The organism is Anaerobutyricum hallii, from assembly GCF_900209925.1.
Lineage (GTDB): Bacteria > Bacillota > Clostridia > Lachnospirales > Lachnospiraceae > Anaerobutyricum > Anaerobutyricum soehngenii.
The window spans coordinates 3,398,546-3,423,771 of sequence record NZ_LT907978.1; the positions used below are offsets into that span (position 1 = coordinate 3,398,546).

Sequence of the window (25,226 nt, forward strand, 5' to 3'; positions counted from 1 at the left end):
TTTACATCTGCCATCTGCTCTTTTTTTATTTTCGTCTACCTTCCCCGAATTAAATCACCAAATTCTCCATTTCTTTCAGCAAAAATATTTTCTGCCCGCTTTCGAGTGGTTCTGTCAGATTTTCATTATATTGTTTCATTTTTTCGATTGTTGTTCCGTAATGTTTTGCAATATTCCAGAGGGTATCGCCTTCTTTTACGATATAGCCGGTAATGGATGGGATTTTAGAGATTTCTTCTTCTGTGTATGGAATTTCCTCTACCTCATCGATCATGTACATTGTCTGTGGTGAGAATCCGGTGACATAAATTCCGGCAACTGCGCGGATTTCTAATTCGTTGCTGTCTACGACGTAACCGCCGATCTGTTCTAATACTCCCCGGATTTCGCAGCGGTCGGATTCCATTACTTCGGGGATTTCTACTAGATATTCAAATGGTATCACAACTTCTTTTGACTGTATCGGAGCGGTATCGTCTCCTGCTATGTAAAGCACGTTGCAGAATATGAGTCCTTCGGTGGCAATGCCCTGTTTCGCAAAATGAAAGTCTTCGATCCGTACATTTCCTTCTACATTAAGGACTTGTAATAATTTATGAATTTCTCCTGTTGCCGCTTCTACCCGCTGGCTTACTTTTGTTTTTGCATTGTTCTGGAAAATGAGGTTTTCAAACTGAATTGGGCTGGTTTTTAATTTTAATTTCCGATTATTTGCATACATATCTTTGAGAAGCGGCATTTTAAATTCGTGATATGCTTTCAAATCAAGATCTAAAACGACTTCCATTTCTATATCGCGTGGTTCTCCGTCAATATCCGGCTTGATCGTCACCTGATGGTTTCCAAGAAGAACGGCAATATTTCCTATAAGATTTTCCTGGCTGTCTGCACATTCTAATTCGTTAGTAAATGGGATTTCCCAGTCATAATACTGTACTGGTTCTTTTCCTTCTTCTGCCTGATACAGAACAAAGAGAAAAACGCTTCCCCGAATCGCGAGTTTGTTTTCTAACATTCGGATATCCACATCTCGAAGCTGAGTCGAATTCCACAGAATTTCCCGGATATTTGGCTTGCCTGCCGGGAGGCTGACCGTTGCTTTAATCCGCTGAATGTCTTTTTTATTCATGATAATTTCTGTCATGGAAGGAGATTCATACAGGCACTGGACATTTTCCTTTTTTTCGATTCCCGTTGTACATTCGACAAATTTCATTTCGGAGATGGCAATGTGAAAATATATAACGGAACGGACACCGCATTTTCTGGAATTGATAATGGAGATTGTCAGGTCTTCAAGATCTGCTGTTACTTTGGCGATATCGCTGCTCTCTGCGCCTTCTACATTCATAAATTCTTCAATGGCAAAGTCATGTTCCATGCAGGAAATCTGCTGCTCCGGATCTGTGCTTAGATACAGTATCTGCACGAGGAAGTTTCCCCGCAGGCGCAGACGATCTGTTAACACCTCAATTTCATCAATATGTACTTCTCCCCTGCTCTCGATAATTTTCTCCACATCTGGCCGGGTATCCGGCACGTTCATATCTTCGTCCAGTGTAATCTGCACATTTTTTTCTAATTTTAAAATACCGGAACGAACTGCTTTTTTCTCTACCTTCATAATACATCCTCCACCCTGCATAACGATTTTTGTGCACGGACATACTTTGCCCTGCTTATTGTCTTTGCTATTAATATATGTTTTCTTCGGCTGATTTATGATTCCGTCTCTGCCAATTCATTTTTCAGGATTCTATACGGCATAACTGTTCTGTCCGTTCACACCGGACAACTAAAAAAGGACAGGTTCGTGTTTCTATGATTTCTTCTCCCGCCGATGGTCCGATCAGCTGTGTCTTAAGATAGAGCTGTTCTTTATCTTTCCAACATTCTTCAATGCGAATGCTGTAACCACTGTATGGCTTTTCACCATAACAGACTACCAGATAGGTATATTTTGAATTTTTATATGCAAATGTTCCCGGACGATTTTTCCGGTCTTCTATTATTTTCTGCAGACGGTGCGGCATGTTTTTTTCCTCACAGATCTCGTAACTTACTTCCTGCCCCTGGTTTTTATTTCCCAGCTTACTGATGTGAAAATTGTTTTGAGGAAAGATGGGCGTACAGGCAGTGATATAGATGCCTGATATCATTATCCATATGAAAAAAAGTACGATACGATATGTCTGATTTCTTGCATTGTAAACCATATCAATACTTCCAAACATCAATGTTATTTTATTTATATGCGCCTGCTGATAGAAATTTACTTCCTTATTTTCGTCCGCCCAATTATATGTTATAATCATAACAATAGCGAGGATAAAACTTTTTTGAGAGGAGGGGGATTGCCCCATGCATATTTCTATTCCAAAACATGCCTCTGATATTATAAAGACGCTTTCTTCCCATGGTTATGAAGCCTTTGTTGTTGGTGGCTGTGTAAGGGATTCTATTCTTGGCAAAGAGCCGGCAGACTGGGATATTACAACTTCCGCTCTGCCGGAACAGGTGAAGGCTTTGTTTCCAAGAACAATCGATACAGGTTTAAAACATGGTACAGTTACGATTATGATGGATAAGATTGGATATGAAGTGACGACTTACCGGATTGACGGAACATATGAGGATCACCGCCGTCCGAATGATGTGACTTTTACTTCCAGCTTAAGAGAAGATCTGATGCGTCGTGACTTTACGATTAATGCAATGGCATATAATGAAGAGAAGGGTCTTGTGGATTTATTTGGTGGCATTCAGGATCTGAATGACCGTATCATCCGCTGTGTCGGCAATCCAACAGAGCGATTTGATGAGGATGCGCTGCGAATGTTTCGTGCGGTTCGTTTTGCGGGACAGTTGAATTTTAATATTGAAAAAGAAACCTTGGCTGCCATCGAAGCACAGCACGCATTTCTTAAAGATGTCAGTGCGGAACGTATTCAGATTGAACTGTTAAAGTTATTGATTTCCGGACATCCGGAAATGATTCGTGTAGCTTATGAAACCGGGCTTACAAGTGTTTTTCTGCCGGAATTTGACCGAATGATGGAAACTCCGCAGAATAATCCGCATCATATTTATTCTGTCGGTGACCATACGATTCATGCGGTAGAAACGATTGCTCCAAATCCGATTCTCCGCCTTACGATGCTGCTTCATGATATCGCAAAACCGGAGACCCGCTCTACGGATGAGAATGGAATCGATCATTTTTATGATCACAATGAAGCCGGTGCCGTACTTAGCAAGACGATTCTTCGCCGTCTTAAGTTTGATAACCAGACCACCCAGATGGTCACAACACTTATCGCGCATCATGACATCCGTTTTAATGATGCTTTAGGCACAGGACGGAAGCATGTACGCCGGGTGATTCATTCTGTAGGTGAGAATCTTTTCCCATATCTTCTTGACGTAATGGAAGCGGATATTTCTGCACAGAGTGATTTTATGCGTCTTAAAAAGCTTACTGCATTAAAGGAAACCCGTCAGGCTTATCATGAGATTCTTGCGGCAAATGACTGTCTTACTTTAAAGGATCTGAAGATTAATGGAAATCAGTTAAAGGCGCTTGGCATTTCTGAGGGAAAGATCATCGGTGCGATTCTGAATGCTTTGCTTTCACAGGTGCTGAATAATCCCGAGCTGAATGATTATGAAAAGCTTAAAGAACTTGCCTTGAAAATTTATCAGGAAGTTCAATAATTTTACACATAACATCCCTTCTTTATACATAGGATAGACCATATTTACCACTGTGTAACCCATTGTCTGTCTTATCATGTACTTTCGGAAGCTTTTTGTGCTTGCTTTTGTGAGAAGCAAGTGCAAGAAAGACTCTGAGATTACATCCTATGTTAATGGAGGGATTTTTTTGAGTGAAAAATACAAGGAATTATTAGAACAGTACGATATAAAAGTTCTGTCCACTTTTCGAAGCCGCGGAACTTTCCAGTGCGAGACAGAGCAGGGACTTGCCTTATTAAAAGAATATCATGGTTCCCTCCAAAAGCTTGCTCTGGAATACGAATGGAAGGAAAAGCTTGCCGAAGCAGGCTACGCCGCTACTGACCGGTATTTTCTCACAAAAGAAGAAAGCCTGGTCACCTATGACCGCTACCGAACCGCTTTTATTTTAAAACATTATTTTAAAGGACGGGAGTGTGACTGCCGGAATCTTTCAGATGTTGCTGCCTCCTGCCGGAATCTTGCATTTTTACATAAGGTTTCTTCCTCTATTGAAGAGATTCCTTTTGAAAATCTGAAAACAGAGTCTACCAGCCATCTCTTTGAACGAAAGAACCGGGAGCTTCGTTCGATTCGAAAGTTTATTGGTCATGTCCATGGTAAAAATGATTTTGAACTTCTTTATATGAAGTGCTTTGATTCTTTCTATGAGGAAGCTTCTTATGCGCTTTCCCGCCTTCTTAAAGTCGAACCAGAACTTGCCGATACCGGCTGTGGCGTATGTCATGGCGCATATCATTATCATAATGTGCTGATCTTACCGGATTATTCTGTCGCAACTGTAAATTTTGAATCTATGTGCTATCAGCCCTATTTACTTGACTTATATCTTTTTCTCCGGAAAACTTTAGAGAAAAATCATTATGACTATTCTTTTTTTGAGGCGGGTATTTCCGGCTATTCTATTTACCGCCGCCTTGCCGAAAAAGATTTTCTTTTCTTATATTTACTTTTTTTATATCCGGAAAAGTTCTGGAAAATATCCAATCAGTACTACAATCACAGAAAAAGCTGGATTCCGCCAAAAACGCTGGAGAAATTGCAGAAGGTTCTTGCACAGAATGAGGAACGGCATACTTTTCTAAAGCAATTTGCTTCGTTTTTAAATACTTTGGATAAAAATTTTTTATAATAAAAGTTCATTTATTCGTGAAAAGCTATAGTTGCCTGTATCCCTATAAATATGCTAAAATGTTTTAAGCATATTTTTGCATATTTTTCTGGGAGAGTGAGTGATTCGATGGGCTATATGGCTTTATACCGGAAGTGGCGTCCGAATGATTTTGATGAAGTAAGAGGACAGGATGCCATTGTCCAGACATTGAGAAATCAGATTATTTATAACCGAATAGGGCATGCCTATCTTTTTTGTGGTACACGAGGTACTGGTAAGACTTCTATTGCAAAGCTTTTTGCAAAGGCGGTAAACTGTGAGCATCCGGTCAATGGAAATCCCTGTAATGCCTGTCCTTCCTGTCAGGCAATTAACGCACAAAGTTCTCTTGATGTACTCGAAATCGATGCGGCTTCTAATAACGGTGTGGAGAATATCCGGGATATCCGGGAACAGGTACAGTATTCCCCTGTTGAGGGACGTTATAAAGTATATATTATCGATGAGGTTCATATGCTTTCTTCCGGAGCATTCAATGCTCTGCTGAAAACACTCGAAGAACCTCCTTCTTATGTTATTTTTATTCTGGCTACAACAGAAAAGCATAAGATTCCTGTTACGATTCTTTCCCGCTGCCAAAAATATGATTTTAAACGAATTTCTGTTGATACGATTACAGGTCACCTTGTATCGTTGATGGAGAAGGAACAGATTGATGCGGAAGAGAAAGCATTGCGTTACATTGCTCGCGCTGCGGATGGTTCTATGCGAGATGCATTGAGTCTTCTTGACCAGTGTATCGCATTTTATCTTGGACAGACGCTTACGTATGAGAATGTTTTAGAGGTGCTTGGCACTGCGGATACTTCTGTTTTCAGCACATTGCTTCGGAGTATTTTAAAGAAGGATTCCATGTCCGCTCTTGATATTATTGATACCATGATCACTGAAGGACGGGAGCTTTCACAGTTTCTTTCTGATTTTCTCTGGTACCTTCGCAACCTTCTTATATTAAAGGATCAAGAAGGTGCAGAAGAAAGCCTTGATATGTCAAAAGAAACGATCGCTACCTTAAAAGAGGAATGTGCCATGGTAGACACTACTGCTCTCCTGCGTTATATCCGACTGCTTTCCGAGCTATCTAACCAGATTCGAACTGCCACACAGAAGCGAGTTCTTTTAGAAGTCGGCTTTATTAAGCTTTGCCGTCCAGAAACAGAATCGGATGCCGAAAGTCTTTCCGAACGTGTCCGGCAGTTAGAGACCATGCTTGCACAGGGACTTCCTGTGATTCCTGCTGGTGGTACATGGAATAACAGTGGTATTAACCCGTCTTCTGACACAGCCATTGGAGGTGCTGCAAACGGCGGTGTATCTGCCGGTAACAGTGCGTCACAAAGTCAGGCAGCGCAGATTTCACCAGAAGAAGCGTTGGAGAAGCGTTTTTCTCCTGCGGAAGCGGAGGATTTAAAGAAAATAGCGAACCGCTGGAATGACATTGTCAATCAATCATCCATGCCTATGCAGCAGTTTCTTCGTGCGGCAAGAGTCGCTGTTGCAGACAACAGTACTATTTTACAGCTTGTTTTCTCAAACAACAGCCTTGCTAAAGAATACTTTGAGCGGGAACATCACAAAAATCTGGACCTTTTATCCGAACTTGTTGCAGAACAGACTGGAAAGGTCGTAACATTTAAATGTACGTCTGACTCCCATCAGCCGGCAGAACAATCGAACTATATTGATCTAAGCAAGATTCATCAGACGGTTATTTTTGAATAAATACTCTAAAATATTCCGTTATTCCATCGCAGATTTTGCAGTGAATTTACGCATCTTTATGTACATCTGCGTGTGATATATGAATTTATTAATTATTTATTTTTTATGGAGGTTTTTATTATGGCAAAAAGAGGTGGATTCCCAGGTGGCATGCCTGGTAACATGAACAATTTAATGAAACAGGCTCAGAAGATGCAGAAGCAGATGGCTGAGACTACAAAGGCTTTAGAAGAGAAGACTTACGAAGCAACTGCAGGCGGCGGTGTTGTTTCTGTTACTGTTTCCGGTAAAAAAGAAGTGACTGCTATTAAGATTGCTGAAGAAGTGGTAGATCCTGATGACATCGAAATGTTAGAAGATCTTATCATGGCTGCTACAAATGAAGCATTTCGTGCGATGGAATCAGATTCCCAGGCTCAGCTTTCTAAATTAACTGGCGGCCTTGGCGGAGGATTCGGATTTTAATGAATTATTATAGTACCCAGATTACTAATCTTATTGATGAACTCAGACGACTTCCCGGTATCGGCAGTAAGTCTGCACAGCGTCTTGCTTTTCACATCATAAACATGCCGGAAGAGCATGTACATCACCTTGCACAGACACTTGTCACCGCAAGAGAAAAGATCCGCTACTGCAAATACTGCTGTACACTGACGGATTCTGAAGTATGTCCAATCTGTGCGAGCACGAAAAGAGATCACAGTACGATCATGGTCGTAGAACATACACAGGACCTGGCTGCTTACGAGAAAACCGGTCAGTATCATGGTGTTTATCATGTTCTTCAGGGAACCCTCGCTCCAAGTCTTGGAAAAGGTCCCGATGATATTCGCTTCAAAGAACTTGAAGAACGCCTTAAAAATCCAGAAGTAAAAGAGTTGATTCTTGCTACAAACTCCAGTCTTGACGGAGAAGCTACTGCAATGTATATCACCAAGAAGGTCAAACCTCTTGGGATAAAGGTGACCCGCATCGCAAGCGGTGTTCCTATTGGCGGTGAATTAGAATATATTGATGAGGTAACCCTCTCAAGAGCGCTGGATGGACGAGTAGAACTTTAGATACAGATTTTAATATAGCACTTTAAATATAAAGTTTTAAATACAGGACTTTAATTGCATAACTTAGATTACTCTCTTAAAAATTCTTTGTAACAGTACTTGCGGATTTTTAAGAGACCATCAGATAAGAATGGGAGATGACTACGATGAAAAGAATTGGTATGCTGACCAGCGGTGGAGATTGTCAGAGTTTAAATGCTACCATGCGTGGTGTTGTAAAGGGTCTTAATGTCCTTGAGGGAAATGTTGAGATTTACGGCTTCATTGATGGGTATAAAGGATTAATTTACGGCAACTACAAACGACTGACTTCTCAGGATTTTTCAGGTATTCTGACAACCGGTGGTACAATCCTCGGTACATCCAGACAGCCTTTTAAGTTAATGAGAACTCCTGATGAAAACGGTCTTGATAAAGTAGAAGCAATGAAGGCAACTTACCGTTACCTTGATTTAGACTGCCTCGTCATTCTCGGCGGTAATGGCAGCCAGAAAACAGCAAACCTTTTAAGAGAAGAAGGCCTTAATATTGTCTCCCTTCCAAAAACAATTGATAACGACCTCTGGGGAACAGATATGACTTTCGGTTTCCAGAGTGCCGTAGATATCGCTACACAGACAATTGACCGTATTCATACAACTGCAGCTTCCCACAATCGTGTATTTATTGTAGAACTGATGGGACATAAAGTAGGATGGGTTACCCTCCATGCTGGAATCGCCGGAGGAGCGGATATCATTCTCATCCCTGAAATTCCTTATGATCTTAGACACGTCATTGAAGCTATTAAACGCCGTAATGAACATGGAAAACAGTTCACTATCCTGGCAGTTGCAGAAGGTGCGATCTCAAAAGAAGATGCCCAGCTTTCAAAGAAACAGTACAAAGCAAAGCTTGCTAAGCGTAAATATTCTACCGTTGGTTATGAGCTTGCTTCACAGATTGAAAAAGCAACCGGTCAGGAAGTGCGTGTCACGATTCCTGGTCATACACAGCGTGGCGGAAGCCCTGTTCCATTTGACCGCGTTATCTCCAGCCGCCTCGGAGTGGCAGCTGCAGAACTGATTGCCAAAGAAGATTACGGCAAACTGCTTATCATGAAAGGGTATGATGTAACTACACTTCCTCTGGAAAAAACAGCTGGAAAGTTAAAGTATGTCTCCCCAGATGATCAGATTGTGCTTCAGGCAAAACATCTTGGAATCTCTTTTGGGGATTAAGAAAAACAGAGGCTGTCGCAAAACAGCCTCTAACCCTATGACAGAGTGGTGCATATATAACATAGAAATCGTCAAACCACAAAATTCCGAGATGCGTAGACCGGTTTTAAATAATATGTAGATTCCCTCATAATACCTGCAAAAATGAGAATCTTCCTTCACAAATCGTAGAAACTTACGTTCCTCTGCTCTGCTGATTACCTCTCTTGTCACACTGTCATTCACAACCACTTCCATTAGCTGAAACTGAAATGGATTTTTCCTGATCAGGTCATCATCCACCGCCAACTGAAATGCCGGGTGAAGAACTCCTCGGATTGAATGAATGGAACTATAGCTTTTCTTTTCTACCTGCTAAAGATGTATCAGCCAACATTTTGTATGCAAGATCAGAGTCCTTGCTGCCGCAACATGCTGACGCTGGCCGCCGGACATCTTGGACGGAAACTTATCCAGAACATTGGTAAGATTTTCAATATTCAAAATTGGTTTCATGTGAATACCTCCTATCCATTTCTGGGTAAATGATAGCACAGAAACACAATAAATAACACTTACAATCGCTGTAAGGATTCTGTTCCCCGATGCTCTGATTGTTCTATATGTAATTATTCATTTGCTTCATTATAAAAGCTGTTACTAATCAAATGCTTTATGCAATCTGGAATTTTCTTATCCTTATCTTCAACCAATAAAACATCATACTTCGCTACACTGGCGTCCTTTGAAAAAATGAAATCTATGATTTCTCCATCGTTACTTTTTTCAACAGATGAATCCTTAACTCGTAAAGACATTGGCAAGAAAAAATCATTAATCTTGTTTCCACCTCTATCTATGTTTTCTGTCAGCCCTAATGTAAATTCCAAATTTGTAACGCTGAGCTTATATGTAATTGTCATAGTCTGCATATCCTTAAGAACACAAACCATCTCATTTGTTAATTCTGGCAACCGCTTCAAACATGGAAGTTTCTTTTTGGCATTTGCATATACATGTCTTGCATCAAAATAGAACTGATTATTTGTAAGAATAGCCTTTTTTGCATTCCTATAAAAATCCTTTGCAGAAAGTCTTGTCTCCACTCCTGTTAAATGCAGAAAATGATCCACCGGAAAAGAAACTTCAAAATATTCATCTCCATATACATACAGAAACGTTTTACCCGCTAAACTCTGGCTATATACAATTGCCGCCTTTATAATACCTTGTCGTATTGCGTTTTTCTTATCTACCTTTGTTGCCATTTATACCTCACACGCAAAGAAGAGTGTGGCATTTAACCACACTCTTCTGAGAATTACTTTTGTAAAAGAGTTTTCTGCTGGTTGTCAGCCTCGGTACCCAGTTAAGATACCCATAACGACGTGGAAATCATTAAGTCCCCCACGTGGACTACAACTTTATCCAAGTTGCCAAGCTCGATGCCCAGTTAAGACATCTAATGAGATGGAATTTTATCCTGCTCCATCTGCAGCCCAACTTTTAACGATGCTCTTACATCGAGAACATTTCTGTTCTTACTTTTATTATACTCAATCAATCAAAAAAATCAACACAGCTCTGCAAATTTTAATTATTTCCAATATGATTAAATCGGTCTCGTACGATTCCAACTCTATTTATTCTTACATAATAGTCTACTTAACATAGTGAGTAGAAATCCTCCTATAAGTCCTCCTATATGAGCTGCATTATCAACTCCATTAGAGAAGAAACCATAGGATAATGCGGAACATACCATAAAGATCATTCCTGTTAATCCGATTTCTTCTACTCTGTGTCTCTTTTTCTGAATAAGATCTGCCAGGATACAGAATAGCAGTCCACCCATAACTCCAAAGATCGCTCCGGATGCTCCAGCTCCTACTGTGTTTGGACTGGCTCCCAAGGTAAAAATTACTGAGGTTACCGCTCCTGCTAATCCTGCTCCGATATATATAATAAAATATGCCAGCTTTCCGGTGATTCTTTCTAATCTGCATCCAATTAATAATAAAATGAGCATATTCTGGAGAAGATGGTCTGCTCCAAAGTGGAGAAACATTGATGTGAACAGGCGATAATATTGTCCTTTTTCTACAATATCTACCCAATCCATCGCGCCATGTGTCGCCATAAATTCTGCATTTGTTGTATCTCCAAAAAAGCTCAATACCACAAAGACAAACACGTTGATAAGAACAAGCATCGTATTCACTGGTGTTAACATCTGATGAAGTTCTTTTTTCTCTTCTGCGGCTTGTTTTTGCAAAAATTTCTGCGTAAATGGCTCTAGATCATTTTCCAGATTATAATATTCTGATTTTTGATACTCATAAATATAGAGCTGTCCTGCCTTTATGTCAAAAAACCATACATCCGGATAACTTTCTGCTTCTTTTCTTTCCTCTGTATCCGGCGCTCCCTGTCTCAGTATCAATAGCAGATGTTCTACTTTTTTCTGGTACTTTATCATAATCTGACGTTCGATATCCGCCATTTCTCTTTCCCGTTGTTCTAACGACATCTTTTTCTGTCCCGGTAATACCGGAGGAACAATCTCAAGCAGCGATAACTTTCCATTGGTATCCTTTCCCCATAAAATCTTTGAATCATATTTTATTCTCTGAAATCCCTGGTGAAATAAGAATTCCTGCAATGCTTCTGTAAATTCCATAAAATCTCCTGCTTACCTTTCTTTATCGTATTATCCCCATTATATAAGGGATGGCATTTTAGTGCAAGAGACCGCATACTATATTACTGGATTGTTGTGTGTTCCAACAGAAATCTATATTCTTTTTGTGCAAAACGCACCGTTGCTCCTTCTTGTAATCTTTCCTGGCTGCCTTTTTTTATTTTCCTTCCGTCTATCCACGTTCCATTTGTTGAATCTAAATCTCGCAGAATATATCCTTCTCCCCCGTTTTCGTAAAAAGCTTCTAATATCACTGCATGTTCTCTGCTTACTGTTTTGTCTGATATTTTTAACTGATTTACCCCTTCTGCACTGCCAATGTAAAACGGACAGCTTTTTATGATAGAAACAATGCCGGTTTCCATATCTCGAAGCATCGGATAAAAAGATTCTTTTTCTAAACTCAAAATAGTTGTTCCTTCTCCCTCGGTATTCCAATCTGTTTTCATATCCCATTCCGCTTCTGTTTTTACTACTGACATATCTTTGTTTCCTCTTCTATTGTATTGCTCTGCATTATCATTTTCTCTATTTTTCTTATTATAATCAGCCAAACATGTCTCTGGCGCTTTTCTGATTCGTCTAAGTTCTCTAAAACATTTTAATATTGCAAGTACAAAGGCTGCTATAAATAATATTCCCCCGATACAATATCTGAGAAGAATTTCTGTAAACCCTTTTGTGATTCCGGAAACTATACAAATACTCTCAAACACAATTGCTGCGATACTGGCAATTCCGAGAATGCTAAGCAAGCTTATATATATGAACTTCTGATACGATGGCTTTTTAGCATTTATTTTCTGAACAGAAGGTTGATCTGCTTCTTTAAAGTATTCCCTTTCCGGTTCTTTCACTCTTTCCTCTGCTAAGTCTTCCCTGAAAAATTCTTCGTATGAATTTCTTTTTATATATTCTTCCTCTTTTTCTTCTGTACACAGATAATTTTCCAATAATTCTTTTGAAAATCCCAATTTACGAACTTTATTATACACCTTATATATATACCGCACTGCTTTATCATCCTCATAATCTATCTGGATGAGCATCCATTCAAAGAAAGCTTCTATTCTGGCCTGGAGGTTTTCCCTATATGTTTTAGGACTGTAAATCCACTGCATCGTTCCGTCTGCACTTTCATAAATATATTCCGGTGATAATTCCACATAATTCAGGTTCAACATATAATCATCTATTTCCTGTATTAAATCACTTATACTCTGCAGGATCCTTTTGCATTTATCCTGTGATAACGGTTCATTTTTTTCCTGCATTTTTAATGATCTTCTTCCTGTTATGTCAAATAGCAGGCTTTTTTCTCCATCTTTTTCCCGAAGCTGTACCGGCACCAGCATTCTTAGAGAATTACGATTCAACACTTCATATTCTACAGATAAATAATAATCTAACCCACAATCAGTCATGTTCTGTTTTATTTCAAAACCGACATCTTCTTTATCTGATATTTCGTTATCTAGTATTTCTTTATTTAATATTTCTTTATGTTCAATTACACTTAACAGATAGGTATGTGTCCCTTCTTTTACAATATCCACAATCCCTCACACTCTCTCCTCTTCTATTTTTGTTTGTCTTTTTATCTGTTTGTGCATTGTTTTTGATTTTTATTTCTGTATTGTAATCTTTCTTTATTGCAATCTTTCTTTGATTCTTTATTTCTTCTTACTTCTTCGCTGTCTGTTTTCTAAGAAGTTCCTCTTCATTGCTTATAACTGCTTTTTCTTTGCATGTAAATGTCCATCCAGCTGTTCCCGTATACTCCCTGCTCCCCCACACAGGAATCAAAAACCGGATCGATGCACTTGCTGATACTTTATCTTCTGAAAAACTCACTCCGTTTTTGCACAGGGTTGTACCACTTAAACGTGTTGAAATTCTTTTTGCCAGCCTTGCTTTTGCCTTTCCGATAAGCTGACCTCTATTATTATGCCGAAGAAAATTTTTATTACGACTTAATAATTGCTGTGGCTTATACGTTCCATCTATCAGATTTCCATCTGTCTTCCATACATCTGCCGTCTCATCGGCTAGTCGAATCGTCTCGCTCTTTACTGACGACATATCAATTAGAAAAATACCAAAGAATATTTCTATAACGATTATCATCAAAATAATCGGTACAATGCAGGCTGCTTCTACTGTCATCATCCCCCGATTATCCATTTTTCTTATTCCTATCATAATTACCTCCTAGAAGCACAGCGTGAACATGGCCGCAAGTTTCCGACATCCTTTAACTTTACCGCTTTTATCGTTCTTTTTAATCCACTACATCCCAGTGTAGAATGATAGCAGTCCCCATAGGCTGTTACAAATAATGCCGATGGATTTTTCCCTTTCTTTATACACTTCTCACAGGCAGCATATTTTGATGAATGAAGAACTTCCTGTATTGCTGCACTGCCGGTAATTTTTAAACAGATATGTGAGCAGGAAGAATCTTTATGGTATACTACTCCATTTTCTGCAACATAAACAATCTGATTATCCCCGGCTTCCTCATATTCTCCCCAGTGCTTTACATATCCTGAAAATATCCTTCTTTTTACCGTTGTTTTTTTTCGAAATCGCAATCCTGAAAAAAAGGGTACCGGAACCTTTAATGTATATGCCGCTTTTATCTGCAGTTGTTCTCCCTCTAATAAAGTAGAATGTATTGAAATTCCTCTCTTCCCGCCATCAATAAGATTCTCACATAAGGAACCACCTTCATATATCGAAAAAAACACTCCTCTTGCATTCTGCGGTTGCTGTACGACTGCTTTCTGGGCGCATACCTTTGCCGTCTGAGATGCTGCATAATGTACTTCTGTTTCTATTAAAACCATCTGCGCTAATGCCATAAAACAACATAATACGCATATAAAAACAGGAAAAACTAATGAAGTTTCTACGGTTATCGATGCTCTGGAGGAGCCAAAGCAGGATGCTCTGTTTCTCTTAAGTAAAATCCATCTTTCGACTCGTGCCTGGAGAGGCTTTTCTTTTCCTATTAATTTATTTTTCGAACATAGAACATTACACATACCCAAAAAGGAGTTTTTTATTATGTGTCTTAAAAAGAGCACCCTGCTTCACCCCCTCTTCGAGCAGATACTCTTAAAAAAATATCTGCCCGATTTTCACTAATAACTAACCTGCTTTTCAAACTTCATTTTTACTGATCCAAAAGAAAGGCTTCCCTTCCATTTATAGGAAAACAGACAATTTTCCATTAAAAAACCTGCTTCTTTACACGCTGTGTTTTCCTGCATAATATCCATCATGCGATAACATAGTATCGTAGAATTCCCTTTCATAAAAAGTAAGACTTTCAGATAATCCTTATATGATATATTGTGTTTTCCTTTTTTTACGGTCTTCTTTTCCTTTAACTGCTTTACCATTGTTTTCAGTTCCAGATTCCAGTTTCCTCTGTCCTTTGTTAATGAAATCTCCCCTCCTTCAAATAATGTGTGCAGCTCCAGAAGAGATTCCCCATAGCTTAAAACCGCTCTCAACATCATCTGCACTGCCTTTGCGGTCTGTGGTATTCCCACAACACCGGTTAGTGCCGAAGCCATTAGATTCACCTGGGACTGTATTTCCGCATCCCTGCCTGTAAAAATGTAATTATTTATAAATCGTAACAAAAGAATATCATTCGCCACTCTTTTAAGATTATCCAGATCGGAGGGCTGTCCTTTGATTAGATATTCTTTTTCATATGCCAGAACCTGTTCCTGCACATCGTTCTTTTCTTCTTTTTCTTCTTTTCCTTCTCTTCCTTCCTCACTGTAATCTAAAAAACATTCTTCTATATATGGAACAATATAGTTCTCTTTTGTCCACAATGTACTGTTCGTATTGATGGAGAAATCCACAGAAAGCATACTTTTTATCCCCTTTAATCCTGATCCGGAAAACAAAAATTCCTCAACTTTGTGTTCTTCTTGTTCTCTTTTTTTCGCTCTTGATGGCAGATTCTCCTCTGGAATACTTTTTCGGGAAAGCTGTTCTGGATGATCGGAAACATAAAATAAAATTCCTGTCTTTGTCAGAAGCTGTAACGCTTCCTTAATCTCCTTCCACGTTGTACGTTCTTTCTGTACTTCCTGGCTCACTGTTTCTTCCTCTGCTGTATCTTCTACTTTATTTTCCTCACTTTGCTCAATGTTACCTGTCTCTTCCTCCGCTTCATTTTGATATTCTTTTCTATCTACATTGTTCTTTTTTACATTATTTATGAGCTGCTTTAATGTATCCTTCACCTTCTCTTCCTGACGGTACTTCATCCATTCCCGAATCTCATGTTTAAGATAAAGTCCATCTTCTTCTACTGCTGTCACTTCTTCTGTCATCTTAAGAGAATTACAGAAGACATTAAAAAATGAATTCCCTGAAAAATACTGGTCCATATCTGCCTTCCCATCAGATAGAATATAATTTTTCTCTCGTGGATCAAGAAAAAATATATGATATTTATTAAAGAGTTCTCTGTCATAATTCGCAAGAATATTCTCTCCGGCATTCTTTACCGCGTCTTCCCCCAGTGCACTTGCACTATAACTGGATACCCCTTCTACAACAACAAAACTAAATCCTATAAGAACAATCAGCAGGAGAGATAAAAAAACTGTTATCTGTCCCTTTTCCTCAAATATCACTGTAATCTTCTTGCTGCTATATCTTAATTGCCCAGACAAATGTCTACCGAACAGAGCCTGCATTTTTCTGTATTGTGGAGAAAATGGATGCTACCACTCCTTTAATATTCGTCTGAAAAATAATGACGAGACCGATAAGGACAACGATAATTAATATAACTTCCACCACTCCCATTCCATCCTGGGAAGCCAGAATCATCCTCAGTCGATTTCTGCCTGCCGGCACATCCTTTTTCTCGCACCGCTTTGTAAATCTTCTTTTTACTACTGAAAAACACATAGCTATTCCTCCTATCTTTTTGAAAATCTAAAATCCCTGAAACCGAATCAACGCCGGATACATTACAAGTAACATTACCTGACACAGTAATACGATCATCGGAAAAAGTAATCGAGTTGCGGCCTCCTCTCCTTCCTGCTTTGCTCTCTCCACCCGTCTTTGAAATGCTTCCCTTTCTTCTGCCTCCATCATCGCTGATGCTTCTTTAGAACCCTTTGTAAAACTTTGCACCAGAATCAGAGCCAGCTTTTGGTAAGCTTCTGAATGAAACTGCATTCCCCAGTTCTGACAGGCTTCTTTTTGACTCATTCCGTTATTCATCTGCTGTTCCATGAGTAGAACCCTCTCAAACGCATACTTTTTCTGTTTCGCATCTCCTTCCTTCTGTTTTTGATAATTACAGCCAATTCTTCTCACTGCGGAAAGAAAAGATAAACCCGCTCCCATGTACAATGTAAGAAGATGAACAATCACAGGAAAATCTTTCTCTGCTTCTTTACGATGTCTCTCGCCCTCTTCCTTTAGTTTCAAATAATTATGTACAGGTATACATAAACACATCACAAGAAATAAAACCGCAGCTCCTCTTCCTCCTGCTTCCTGCTGCCCCGCCCTGATCTTGGCATCTCCATAAGAAGATGGTATTTTAACATCTGACTCATGACGGCTTGCTCTCTCTGTTCTTTTCAAATACTTCTGCACCTGGTAAAACGCACTCTTCCTAGAAGAAGCTTCTTTTGGAACAATAGAAATCTTATACTTTCTCTTCTCCTTATACTCTCGGTAATGTGCTGTCACTATAATATATCTGCTATGACATTCTCCTTTATGTAACGGTGTCTGTACTTCCTCACTTAACGTTCCGTCTAAATGAATGGAGCCGTCTTCCGGCAATTCATACGTAATTTCAAACGGATATCCTGCAATACTTTCCGGGAGACTCAAAGCTTCACTTACTTTATACAAAGAAGGATTCTTTCCCCTCATCTCCTTTTTTAGTTGTTTAAAAAAAGCTTTATATACTTTTTGTCGTTCTTTTAATGAAATCTTCTGTTCCTCTAACTTATATTGTATCTGTTTTTTCTTATTACCTTTTTGTAAAGAAATCTGAACTTCCTTTGTCCCCTGTCCAAAGGGATTGCGCTTTAGCAAAATATAATCCGGTTTGAAAATATGCCAGGCAAGAACAACCGCTAACAACAGACCTCCGATCATAACTTCTATAAGGATAATCTTTCCCTGCTTTAAAAGAAACTGCTCTGTCCTTCTATATAATTCCTGTTCTGACTCTGCATATTGTTCCTGCATATTCCTTTTTACATTCTGCTTGAGGCGCTGTCTAAAACGAAAAGGAAGCCTGTTCCAAATAGTATATAAAAATCGTTCTGACATAAAAATTTCCGCCTCCACTGATGCTGATTATATTTTGGTGATTCTTCCTTATCTGTGAATACCAAAACAACGAATTCTGAAACTTTTCTGCATGCTATCTTAAAATTGAATATCCATAATTTTATCTGACCAGAAAAAGCATGCTACTGTAATACCAATCATCGCTGACATAATCAGATGTCCTGCAGCGGATTTATAAAAACAGGCAACATATTCCGGGTTTGCCAAGCGAAGATATACCAAAATGAAAAACGGCATAGACAACATAATATTCTTCTCAAAAAGCTTTCCGCTAAGAAGAACCCGAATCTCTTCTTCCGTATCCATCTTATACTTCAAGTGCTGCATTGTCCTTTTCAAAATCTCCACTACGTTCCCACCTGTACTTTGCACAATCTCTATCACAACCGCAAACTGTCTCGCTTCCTCCAGATTCGTACGCTCCGCAAAATCCATAAAAAGCTGTTCTAACGCAATATGCAGATCAATTCCCTGCACGATTCTTCTCATCTGCCCAAGCATTGGATTCTGCTCCCCTTCATATAGACTTTCCAATTCTCTTAGCGCGATCCTGCAGGAATTATTAAGAGAATATCCGGCCTGAAGAGAAGTCAGCAGTGACTGCAGCAGATCCTGAAACCCTTTCTGATATAGCTGCTGTTCCTTCTTTTTCTTCCTTTCTTTCAATATCTTAAAACAGGGAACCATTAATACCTGTTCCGGAATCATCCAGTACATATCTCCATAGCACAATATATTCAGCAGCAATAATCCCATCTCTCCTGCCAGAAAAAAGATTACATTCTCCTTGCACTTATCCAAATTGATTCTGTCTGAATTTATACTGCTGAGATTACGCCTTCTCCTTCTTCTGTTCTGCCCTTCCTTCACGAAACAACTTCACCGCCTCACAATACTTCTCATACTGTCCATAATCTTTAAGCTTCTCTACATGGAACAGATCTTCCCGAATCTCTAATCCATGATCTTTATCATACTGAAACAATGTATGCGTTTCATACTCTGTCCGGCTGTAATCTTTAATCTCACTTATCTCTAATATCTTTCTCTCTCCGTTCAGGCATCTTCCCAAATGTATAAGAATATCTACAGAAGAAGCAATCAAACCCTGAATTGCTCCAAGTGGCATATCCATTCCCATAAGGACCATCGTTTCAAGACGCCGGAGCGCATCCCGGCAGGAATTCGCATGAATCGAAGAAAACGATCCGCTGTGCCCTGTAGATAGTGCCTGAAGCATCGACATCGCTTCCGCACCGCGAACTTCACCGACAATAATTCGATCCGGACGCATTCGCAAAGAAGCCTTGATCAGATCCTGCATCGTAATCTCATTCGCTCCCTCCACATTTGCATTCCTTGTCTCTAACCGCACAAGATTATCAACATGAAACAATTGGAGTTCCGCTGAATCTTCTATTGTGATCACTCGTTCCTCCTGTCCTATATATTCTGCAAGTGCGTTCAAGAGCGAAGACTTCCCTGAGTTTGTCGCCCCACTGATCAAAATATTGTACTTTCCCTTCACCAAAGCAGAAAGTATCCCTGTAAGCGCTTCGGGAAATTCTCCAAAAGCGAGTAATCTTGCAATGGTCATTCCTCCTTTTAAAAACTTTCGAATAGTGATAACCGGACCCTCCAAAGATATGGGCGGTAATACGATATGTACTCTTGAACCGTCCGGAAGGCGGCTGTCCACAATAGGAGAAGCTTCATTCACCATCCTGTTTGTCGGCGCTACAATCTGTTCGATCAGCCGATATACATCGGCTTCTTCAAAAAAATGGTCTCTTGTTCTTCTTACCCTGCCATTCTGCTCCACAAAAATGTGAGCAGTTCCTATAACCATAATCTCACTGATACTGCTATCTTCTAAATACTTCTCAAGAACATCAAAACCCCGGATGGAAGAAAACATCTGCCTTCTTAGTTCTTCCTTCTCTGAAAGTGTTCCATATCCACTATGTCCTGAACGCAAAATAGCCTTATCAATCTCTCTATACACATCTGCATCACTGACATAAGACGTTCTTCCATCCATCTGATGTAAAATCTGTTCCCTAAGTTCTCTCCTACCAGGCAGTTCCATTCAAAATATCCTCCCTGTATACACGTTTCCATGATTCCTGACCAGAAGCTTCCCTACGAGAATCCACAGGTTCCTGCCACAAAGTATTCTGGTGAAAAGACTCCTGACACTGCTCCTTCTGCTCTGCTGCCCCCTGATGAAAACTTCTGAGATTCAGCACTTTTTCTAAGCGGTCACAGAAGAGATTCAGACGTATATTCTCTCTCGAATCCAACAAAATAATCCTGTCAAAACAGCGCAGTATATCCAGGTCTGATACAAAGCCCATTCCGGCTCCCCAAAACACTTCCCTGTATGTCCCCTCCTTCCTTACCTTGTCAAAAAACCATATATAATCTTCCTTCGTCAGTTCCCGTAAATAAAAATACATATCCGGAGGATGTAACACTTCGATATCCTCTTCTCTTACCAGCATGTCCCGCATCATATCCATGACATGTTCTTCACGCAGATGAATATAGTAACACAGATCTCCCATATCACTTCCCTGCCCATATGCTGAAATATTCTCCTTATATCCCAGGTCTTCCGCACCGATATATACATCTCCTTCCTTCATAAAAGACCGCGCAATCTCCTTAAGTTTCTCTTCATAAACCGGAGAATATATCATGGTTAATCTTGTTCTTGCAGTCTCTCTTCCCTCCTCTCTCCCTTCCACTCTTTCTTCTTCTCTTCTGCCTTCTCTACTAGCTAGATCTTCCATCTCATCTGAAAACCGTCTCAGTCTGTCTAACAGTTCCCTCGGATTATGATACTTGCAAAAGGTGCCTTCCTCTTCCTGTGCAGTCAGCAAGATCAGCCGCTTCTCTCTTAGCAAAACATTCTGCTTCTCCTCGGAAAGCCTCTGAAAAAAAGCTTCATCTAAAAGATAAATGTCTGCCCTCTCCTTAAAAGCTAAAAAACTTTCTGTTGTTGTAAAATGATATACCCGTATCGCAGTAGAAAGATGTGTCTCCAGATATCTTACCAATCTTCTCCCATATTCTCCTTCCTCTCCAATCATAATCATATGAATATCTGAAAAACGCATACTATAACACCTCCCACATTCCTATGTGTTCTTCCGGAAGCTCTCCGCTTTCATTTATATTATGTAAATATATAACAGTTATTCCAAAATCAATATATCACATCGCAAGTATTTTGTCTACCTGTTTTTTACTATTTTTACTTTTTTTATTTTATTTTCCATCAACTTTATTTATCCTCTCTCATATTTTCCGCTTTTTCTTCATACAATCTAAAAACAACCTTTTTGGAGGTATACTATGTCCCAGAATCAAATTCTTCTCATCTTTTGTGTCGCCTGCTTTGCCGGATATTTTATCGCATACATAAAAAAAAGACCGTCAGCGCTTCTCTTCATTATCGGTAGAAGCACTGCCGGCCTTGGATTCATTTACTTTTTTAACTTTTTTTGTGCCGCAAGAGACATCGTTACCGGCGTAGGAATTAATCTCATAACCGGTACCGTCTGTACCTTGTTTGGAATCCCCGGCGCAATTCTTCTATATGCTGTACGGCTCTATAGCTTCCTGTAAGCCTATTGCAGTAAGCCACTTAACGCTGCAAAAATAGAAGATAATACCGTCTTTATCTTGGCAAAGATACCCTGCGCATCAATATCCATTTCACTGAGTTTATCGTAAATCTTGCTTGCCTGTTCTTTTAAGTCATTTACATTTAAATCAAGCTTATTAATCTTCTGCATCAATTCAGCAATCTGTTCACGCTGATCATCTGTAATATTTACATCAAGATCTTTACTACATTCATCAATAATTGTATTAATATCCTCTTTTGTTTTTGCATCATCAGAAAGAACTTTTTCTTTAATTAATGCTAAAAACTGCTCTGCTTTCTCAGAATCATTCAACTGATCTGCCAGCTTACTTGTAACGACCAGCTCATTCGTTGCTGCATCTTTACTCTCACTTGAAATATTCTCTCCTGTCATATCTTCATATGCATTCATCGCACCAACCAATGCTGCCGTACCTGTAATATTAAATGGTCCGGCTACGGTTACATTCGCATCGGTCACTCCGGCAGTCGTTAATGCATTCTCATACATTCCTGCAGTACAGTACGTAATGTTCTTTGTTGTAACATCAATTCCCTCGCCCTTATCTCTTTTCTCTATAAGAACAGAAGATAAGGCATGCGTACCGATTACAGAAGAATCGAGATAATCATCCAGATACTTATGCTCATCTTTATTCGTAACCTTCACGACTTTATACTGGTCCAGCTCATTTTCTTTTACTCCAAGAAGTTCGAGTACTTTACTCTTCTGACTGGCACTAAGATCTGCGCCCAGTGACAAATATGGTTTCTCTTCTACCGCATCTGCGGATACATTTGCCTGAAATGTCATAAGTCCTGCTATCATAATCGCTGATAAAGCAACTATTTTCTTTTTAAACATAATTAAGCCTCCTTTTTATATCAATGTACTCTCGAAGTCTTCTCACAAGATGAAGTATCAAAAGTTCCGAGAGTGCATATCCTGTACATTCAAAATCTTCTTACAAAATCACTTGCCATGAAGCTGACGAAGCTTCCGAGAATGTATTATCTTACAAAGAATCAGGAAAATAGCTGCTGATAAAACAGTTATCTTCCATCCGACGGTAAATCCCGGCGGAGTATATTTTAAAGATACTTTATGTTTTCCGGAAGAAATATTTACTCCAAGAAAAGCATCTCCAATCTTATGTGTTTTTGCTTCCTTTCCATCTATGGTAACTTTCCATCCTTTGTCATATGGAATAGAGAAAAATAAAGTCTGATCCTGCGCGGCATTGACACTTCCCTCTATCAATCGGTCTGAATAACGATCTACAGAAAATGCTCTTGTTGCAACAATCTTTTTCAGGTCACCATATGCCTGTTGATCAAAATCAGCCGCCGAAAGTCTTACATAGCCATCTTCTGTCTCCCCTTTTAATTCAAAGGTTACTTTCACCTCGGAACCTGCGGCTGCTTTACCAATCGGAAGCATATAGCCATCAATATCTCCGGACTTTACATTCACCCCGTCTACGCTAATCTGTGCATTCTCTACCTGCGTACCATCATAGAAAAGATATAGATTCTCTACATTTTTTGTTATTGGAATCGTAAATGTCATGTTATCCGGACGGGAATCCTTATATTCAAAATAGTACTCTCCATCATTTGTCCTTGATGCTGTACAGCCGTTCGTTTCCGGGTCTGAAATCCTGATATTATGGAACAACTCTGATACCCCAAATGCCTGCTCACCGAGATCATTTTGTACCCGGAAAGGATAGGCACTGTCATAATACCAGTCTTTTACAGAACGATTCATGAGATATCCAATGGACATTCCCTTTGCCGGATTCTCATAAATATCAAAAGAACCTTCTGACTTTACATATTGAAAATCTGTCTGCAGGCTGTCTTCCTGATGGTAATACAGGTATTTTACATTCAGAAGGAAGTTCGTTACCGGTGTCGCTCCTTTATAAAGATACTCATTACATCCGGTGTAAAATCCCAGATTATCCATTATAGTTACCATGCGGTCTGTTGCTGTAGAACCGAACAGCCCCACACTGTTTATCGGATACCAGGCATTCTCATCTACCATAAGCGCACTGGCAAGCTCACTTCTGTAAAAGGTTCCATCCTTTAATGATTCCGTTGCTTTTTCCATATCTTCTGTTCCATAGAAAAACTTTGAAACAGAAATCTGTCCGTTCTCATTAAATCCCATAAAAGCAGTTACTATAATTTCAATCACTGCCACTACACAGAAAATAAACTTGTATATATACTTTCTTTTACATGACAGCGTATAAAAGAATAACAACATCCCATAAAGGAGTAAGAGCATTCCTGCCACACCATAGACATTATCTTCTAATACCTGCGTTCCTTTTAACTTCGCATAAGCCATCAGTGCAACTCCCGCCATACAGGCAAATGCGGCATGCCAGCCTTTTACTCCTTCTAAATGCTCAAATACTTCCCATAGCATATACAGAAGAACAAAACCGAATAAGAAAGAAAAACGATTCGGTATTCCATACTGATCATGAAAACCATGCCAGATAAAATTGAGAATCATTTCGCTGAAGCTCAGATAAAAAAGACCGATTAATAGTACTTTTTTAATCTTTTCACTGACTTTGATCTCTCCGTTTAATACATACAGCCCAACCGCAAGAACGGAAAAAATTCCAATATACAGATTGGCATTCCCATCAAAGTTGTCATGGCTGATCGGACTCCACAAAGCAAACTGCCGATTAAGCAAGTCCGCTACACTAGTCAGAAAGCTATGTTCCGGAAGCTGCATTGTCTCTCCTGATGCAGTCTGTTTGATTCCCATATAAGCAGGTATGAGTAAAATAGCTGCCATGCCTGCCGCCAGAAAAGAATAAAATGCAAAAGCTATCCCTCGGAAGAAAAACTGTTTTATACTTTTAAAAGAATAGAGAAGATACCATATCACTGCAAAAATACAGATCATAAAGGCGATATAATAATTACAGTACAGCGCATAAAACAGTGCGATGCAATACAGTCTGCCATCCTTTTTTTCTATGAGCCGCTCCAATCCCATCATAATGATCGGGAATATCATTATGGCATCCAGCCACATTACATTCCAGCAATAGCCAACCATATAACTTGAAAGAGCATATGCCATCGAAATCATCACTATGGAAAATCCCTGCTTTTTACTCTTTGAAGAAAAATAAATACCCGCAGTCATTCCACTGCATGCGATCTTCAAAACAATGATCATACTCACTGCCATATTTAATTGACTTTTCTTAAAAAATAAAATCAATAAGTTAAATGGACTGGACAAATAGTAGGAAAATAACGACAAAAAATTAATTCCCAGTCCGGAACGGAAACTGTAAAAAAGGGTTTCCCCACCTTTTAATTTATCATACAACACAGAATAAAACGGCATATACTGGTGAAGCCCGTCAATGATCAACAGCGAATTATCTCCAAATGGCTGTACACCAAATACAATGCAGCAGCCTGTCATAACAAGAAGCGGAAGGAAAAAAGAAAGGGCTATCAGATGCTTTCTCTGCAGCTTCTGTTCTATCTTGCACATATTTTTACCTATATTCTTACCTGTCGTTTGTTCTTCTTTCTTCTTCACCAT

General features: G+C 39.4%; 22 protein-coding genes and 1 pseudogene. 7 read left to right on the forward strand and 16 right to left on the reverse strand.

All coding sequences use genetic code 11. From position 1 onward, the window contains the following. Positions 1 to 49 precede the first annotated feature (49 nt). Both EHLA_RS15375 and EHLA_RS16325 read right to left on the reverse strand, forming a co-directional pair. Positions 50 to 1,624 (reverse strand): DUF3794 and LysM peptidoglycan-binding domain-containing protein, encoded by a 1,575-nt coding sequence (locus EHLA_RS15375; protein ID WP_162290872.1) that lies wholly within the window; start codon positions 1,622 to 1,624, stop codon positions 50 to 52. A gap of 124 nt (positions 1,625 to 1,748) precedes the next feature. Beyond that, positions 1,749 to 2,033 (reverse strand): protease complex subunit PrcB family protein, encoded by a 285-nt coding sequence (locus EHLA_RS16325; RefSeq protein ID WP_157908612.1) that lies wholly within the window; start codon positions 2,031 to 2,033, stop codon positions 1,749 to 1,751. Between the two features lie 328 nt (positions 2,034 to 2,361). Here EHLA_RS16325 and EHLA_RS15385 point away from each other — a divergent pair, with 328 nt between their 5' ends. The 6 genes from EHLA_RS15385 to EHLA_RS15410 all read left to right on the forward strand — a co-directional run bounded on the left by EHLA_RS15385 (position 2,362) and on the right by EHLA_RS15410 (position 8,936). Further along, the gene (locus tag EHLA_RS15385) at positions 2,362 to 3,714 is read left to right on the forward strand and encodes a CCA tRNA nucleotidyltransferase (protein ID WP_096241431.1); all 1,353 of its coding nucleotides are present in this window, start codon (positions 2,362 to 2,364) and stop codon (positions 3,712 to 3,714) included. A 169-nt stretch (positions 3,715 to 3,883) separates the two neighbouring features. Continuing rightward, a complete protein-coding gene (locus tag EHLA_RS15390) occupies positions 3,884 to 4,888 on the forward strand; it encodes a spore coat protein CotS (RefSeq protein ID WP_123864877.1) in 1,005 nt (334 codons plus the stop codon). 108 nt (positions 4,889 to 4,996) lie between these two features. Next, the gene (dnaX, locus tag EHLA_RS15395) at positions 4,997 to 6,652 is read left to right on the forward strand and encodes a DNA polymerase III subunit gamma/tau (RefSeq protein WP_096241433.1); all 1,656 of its coding nucleotides are present in this window, start codon (positions 4,997 to 4,999) and stop codon (positions 6,650 to 6,652) included. 120 nt (positions 6,653 to 6,772) lie between these two features. Further along, positions 6,773 to 7,117 carry a YbaB/EbfC family nucleoid-associated protein gene (locus EHLA_RS15400; protein WP_021906831.1) on the forward strand — a complete coding sequence of 115 codons (345 nt, stop codon included), beginning with the start codon at positions 6,773 to 6,775 and terminating at the stop codon, positions 7,115 to 7,117. Continuing rightward, positions 7,117 to 7,716 carry a recombination mediator RecR gene (recR, locus tag EHLA_RS15405; protein WP_096241434.1) on the forward strand — a complete coding sequence of 200 codons (600 nt, stop codon included), beginning with the start codon at positions 7,117 to 7,119 and terminating at the stop codon, positions 7,714 to 7,716. The genes EHLA_RS15400 and recR overlap by 1 nt, the downstream gene beginning before the upstream one ends. Before the next feature lie 146 nt (positions 7,717 to 7,862). Then, positions 7,863 to 8,936 carry a 6-phosphofructokinase gene (locus EHLA_RS15410; RefSeq protein ID WP_096241435.1) on the forward strand — a complete coding sequence of 358 codons (1,074 nt, stop codon included), beginning with the start codon at positions 7,863 to 7,865 and terminating at the stop codon, positions 8,934 to 8,936. 12 nt (positions 8,937 to 8,948) lie between these two features. Here the strand turns inward: EHLA_RS15410 and EHLA_RS17080 are convergent. From EHLA_RS17080 to EHLA_RS15475, 12 genes and pseudogenes are all read right to left on the reverse strand, one after another. Further along, positions 8,949 to 9,320 (reverse strand): annotated as a pseudogene (locus EHLA_RS17080) (site-specific integrase); the annotation flags it as partial. 224 nt (positions 9,321 to 9,544) lie between these two features. Beyond that, a complete protein-coding gene (locus EHLA_RS16745; protein ID WP_242970745.1) occupies positions 9,545 to 10,183 on the reverse strand; it encodes a PBECR4 domain-containing protein in 639 nt (212 codons plus the stop codon). Positions 10,184 to 10,554: 371 nt separating this feature from the next. Further along, positions 10,555 to 11,595: a rhomboid family intramembrane serine protease gene (locus tag EHLA_RS15430; protein ID WP_096241436.1), complete on the reverse strand. Its 1,041-nt coding sequence runs from the start codon at positions 11,593 to 11,595 to the stop codon at positions 10,555 to 10,557. A gap of 83 nt (positions 11,596 to 11,678) precedes the next feature. After that, positions 11,679 to 13,172: a DUF6382 domain-containing protein gene (locus EHLA_RS15435; protein WP_096241437.1), complete on the reverse strand. Its 1,494-nt coding sequence runs from the start codon at positions 13,170 to 13,172 to the stop codon at positions 11,679 to 11,681. A gap of 127 nt (positions 13,173 to 13,299) precedes the next feature. After that, the gene (locus EHLA_RS15440) at positions 13,300 to 13,818 is read right to left on the reverse strand and encodes a hypothetical protein (RefSeq protein WP_096241438.1); all 519 of its coding nucleotides are present in this window, start codon (positions 13,816 to 13,818) and stop codon (positions 13,300 to 13,302) included. A gap of 2 nt (positions 13,819 to 13,820) precedes the next feature. After that, positions 13,821 to 14,480, reverse strand: coding sequence for a hypothetical protein (locus EHLA_RS15445; RefSeq protein WP_123864878.1), 660 nt, complete (start codon positions 14,478 to 14,480; stop codon positions 13,821 to 13,823). 282 nt (positions 14,481 to 14,762) lie between these two features. Further along, positions 14,763 to 16,283, reverse strand: a complete 1,521-nt coding sequence (locus EHLA_RS15450; RefSeq protein WP_096241440.1) for a DUF5702 domain-containing protein — start codon at positions 16,281 to 16,283, stop codon at positions 14,763 to 14,765. A gap of 43 nt (positions 16,284 to 16,326) precedes the next feature. Next, a complete protein-coding gene (locus tag EHLA_RS15455) occupies positions 16,327 to 16,563 on the reverse strand; it encodes a Flp1 family type IVb pilin (protein ID WP_021906839.1) in 237 nt (78 codons plus the stop codon). Between the two features lie 27 nt (positions 16,564 to 16,590). After that, positions 16,591 to 17,955, reverse strand: coding sequence for a hypothetical protein (locus EHLA_RS15460; protein WP_096241441.1), 1,365 nt, complete (start codon positions 17,953 to 17,955; stop codon positions 16,591 to 16,593). A 99-nt stretch (positions 17,956 to 18,054) separates the two neighbouring features. Then, on the reverse strand, positions 18,055 to 18,777 hold the full coding sequence (locus EHLA_RS15465) for a type II secretion system F family protein (protein WP_123864879.1): 723 nt from the start codon (positions 18,775 to 18,777) through the stop codon (positions 18,055 to 18,057). 31 nt (positions 18,778 to 18,808) lie between these two features. Then, positions 18,809 to 20,065, reverse strand: coding sequence for a CpaF family protein (locus tag EHLA_RS15470; RefSeq protein WP_242970746.1), 1,257 nt, complete (start codon positions 20,063 to 20,065; stop codon positions 18,809 to 18,811). After that, entirely contained in the window at positions 20,049 to 21,098 is a 1,050-nt protein-coding gene (locus EHLA_RS15475; protein ID WP_096241443.1) for a hypothetical protein, read from the reverse strand. Before EHLA_RS15475 ends, EHLA_RS15470 begins: the two co-directional genes overlap by 17 nt. Positions 21,099 to 21,336: 238 nt before the next feature. On the opposite strand from EHLA_RS15475, the gene EHLA_RS15480 reads away from it, so the two are divergent. Then, on the forward strand, positions 21,337 to 21,609 hold the full coding sequence (locus tag EHLA_RS15480; RefSeq protein WP_096241444.1) for a pro-sigmaK processing inhibitor BofA family protein: 273 nt from the start codon (positions 21,337 to 21,339) through the stop codon (positions 21,607 to 21,609). A gap of 2 nt (positions 21,610 to 21,611) precedes the next feature. Here EHLA_RS15480 and EHLA_RS15485 read toward each other — a convergent pair whose 3' ends face one another. Then, the gene (locus EHLA_RS15485) at positions 21,612 to 22,496 is read right to left on the reverse strand and encodes a DUF1002 domain-containing protein (protein WP_096241445.1); all 885 of its coding nucleotides are present in this window, start codon (positions 22,494 to 22,496) and stop codon (positions 21,612 to 21,614) included. A gap of 108 nt (positions 22,497 to 22,604) precedes the next feature. Then, positions 22,605 to 25,226 carry a YfhO family protein gene (locus EHLA_RS15490; protein ID WP_096241446.1) on the reverse strand — a complete coding sequence of 874 codons (2,622 nt, stop codon included), beginning with the start codon at positions 25,224 to 25,226 and terminating at the stop codon, positions 22,605 to 22,607.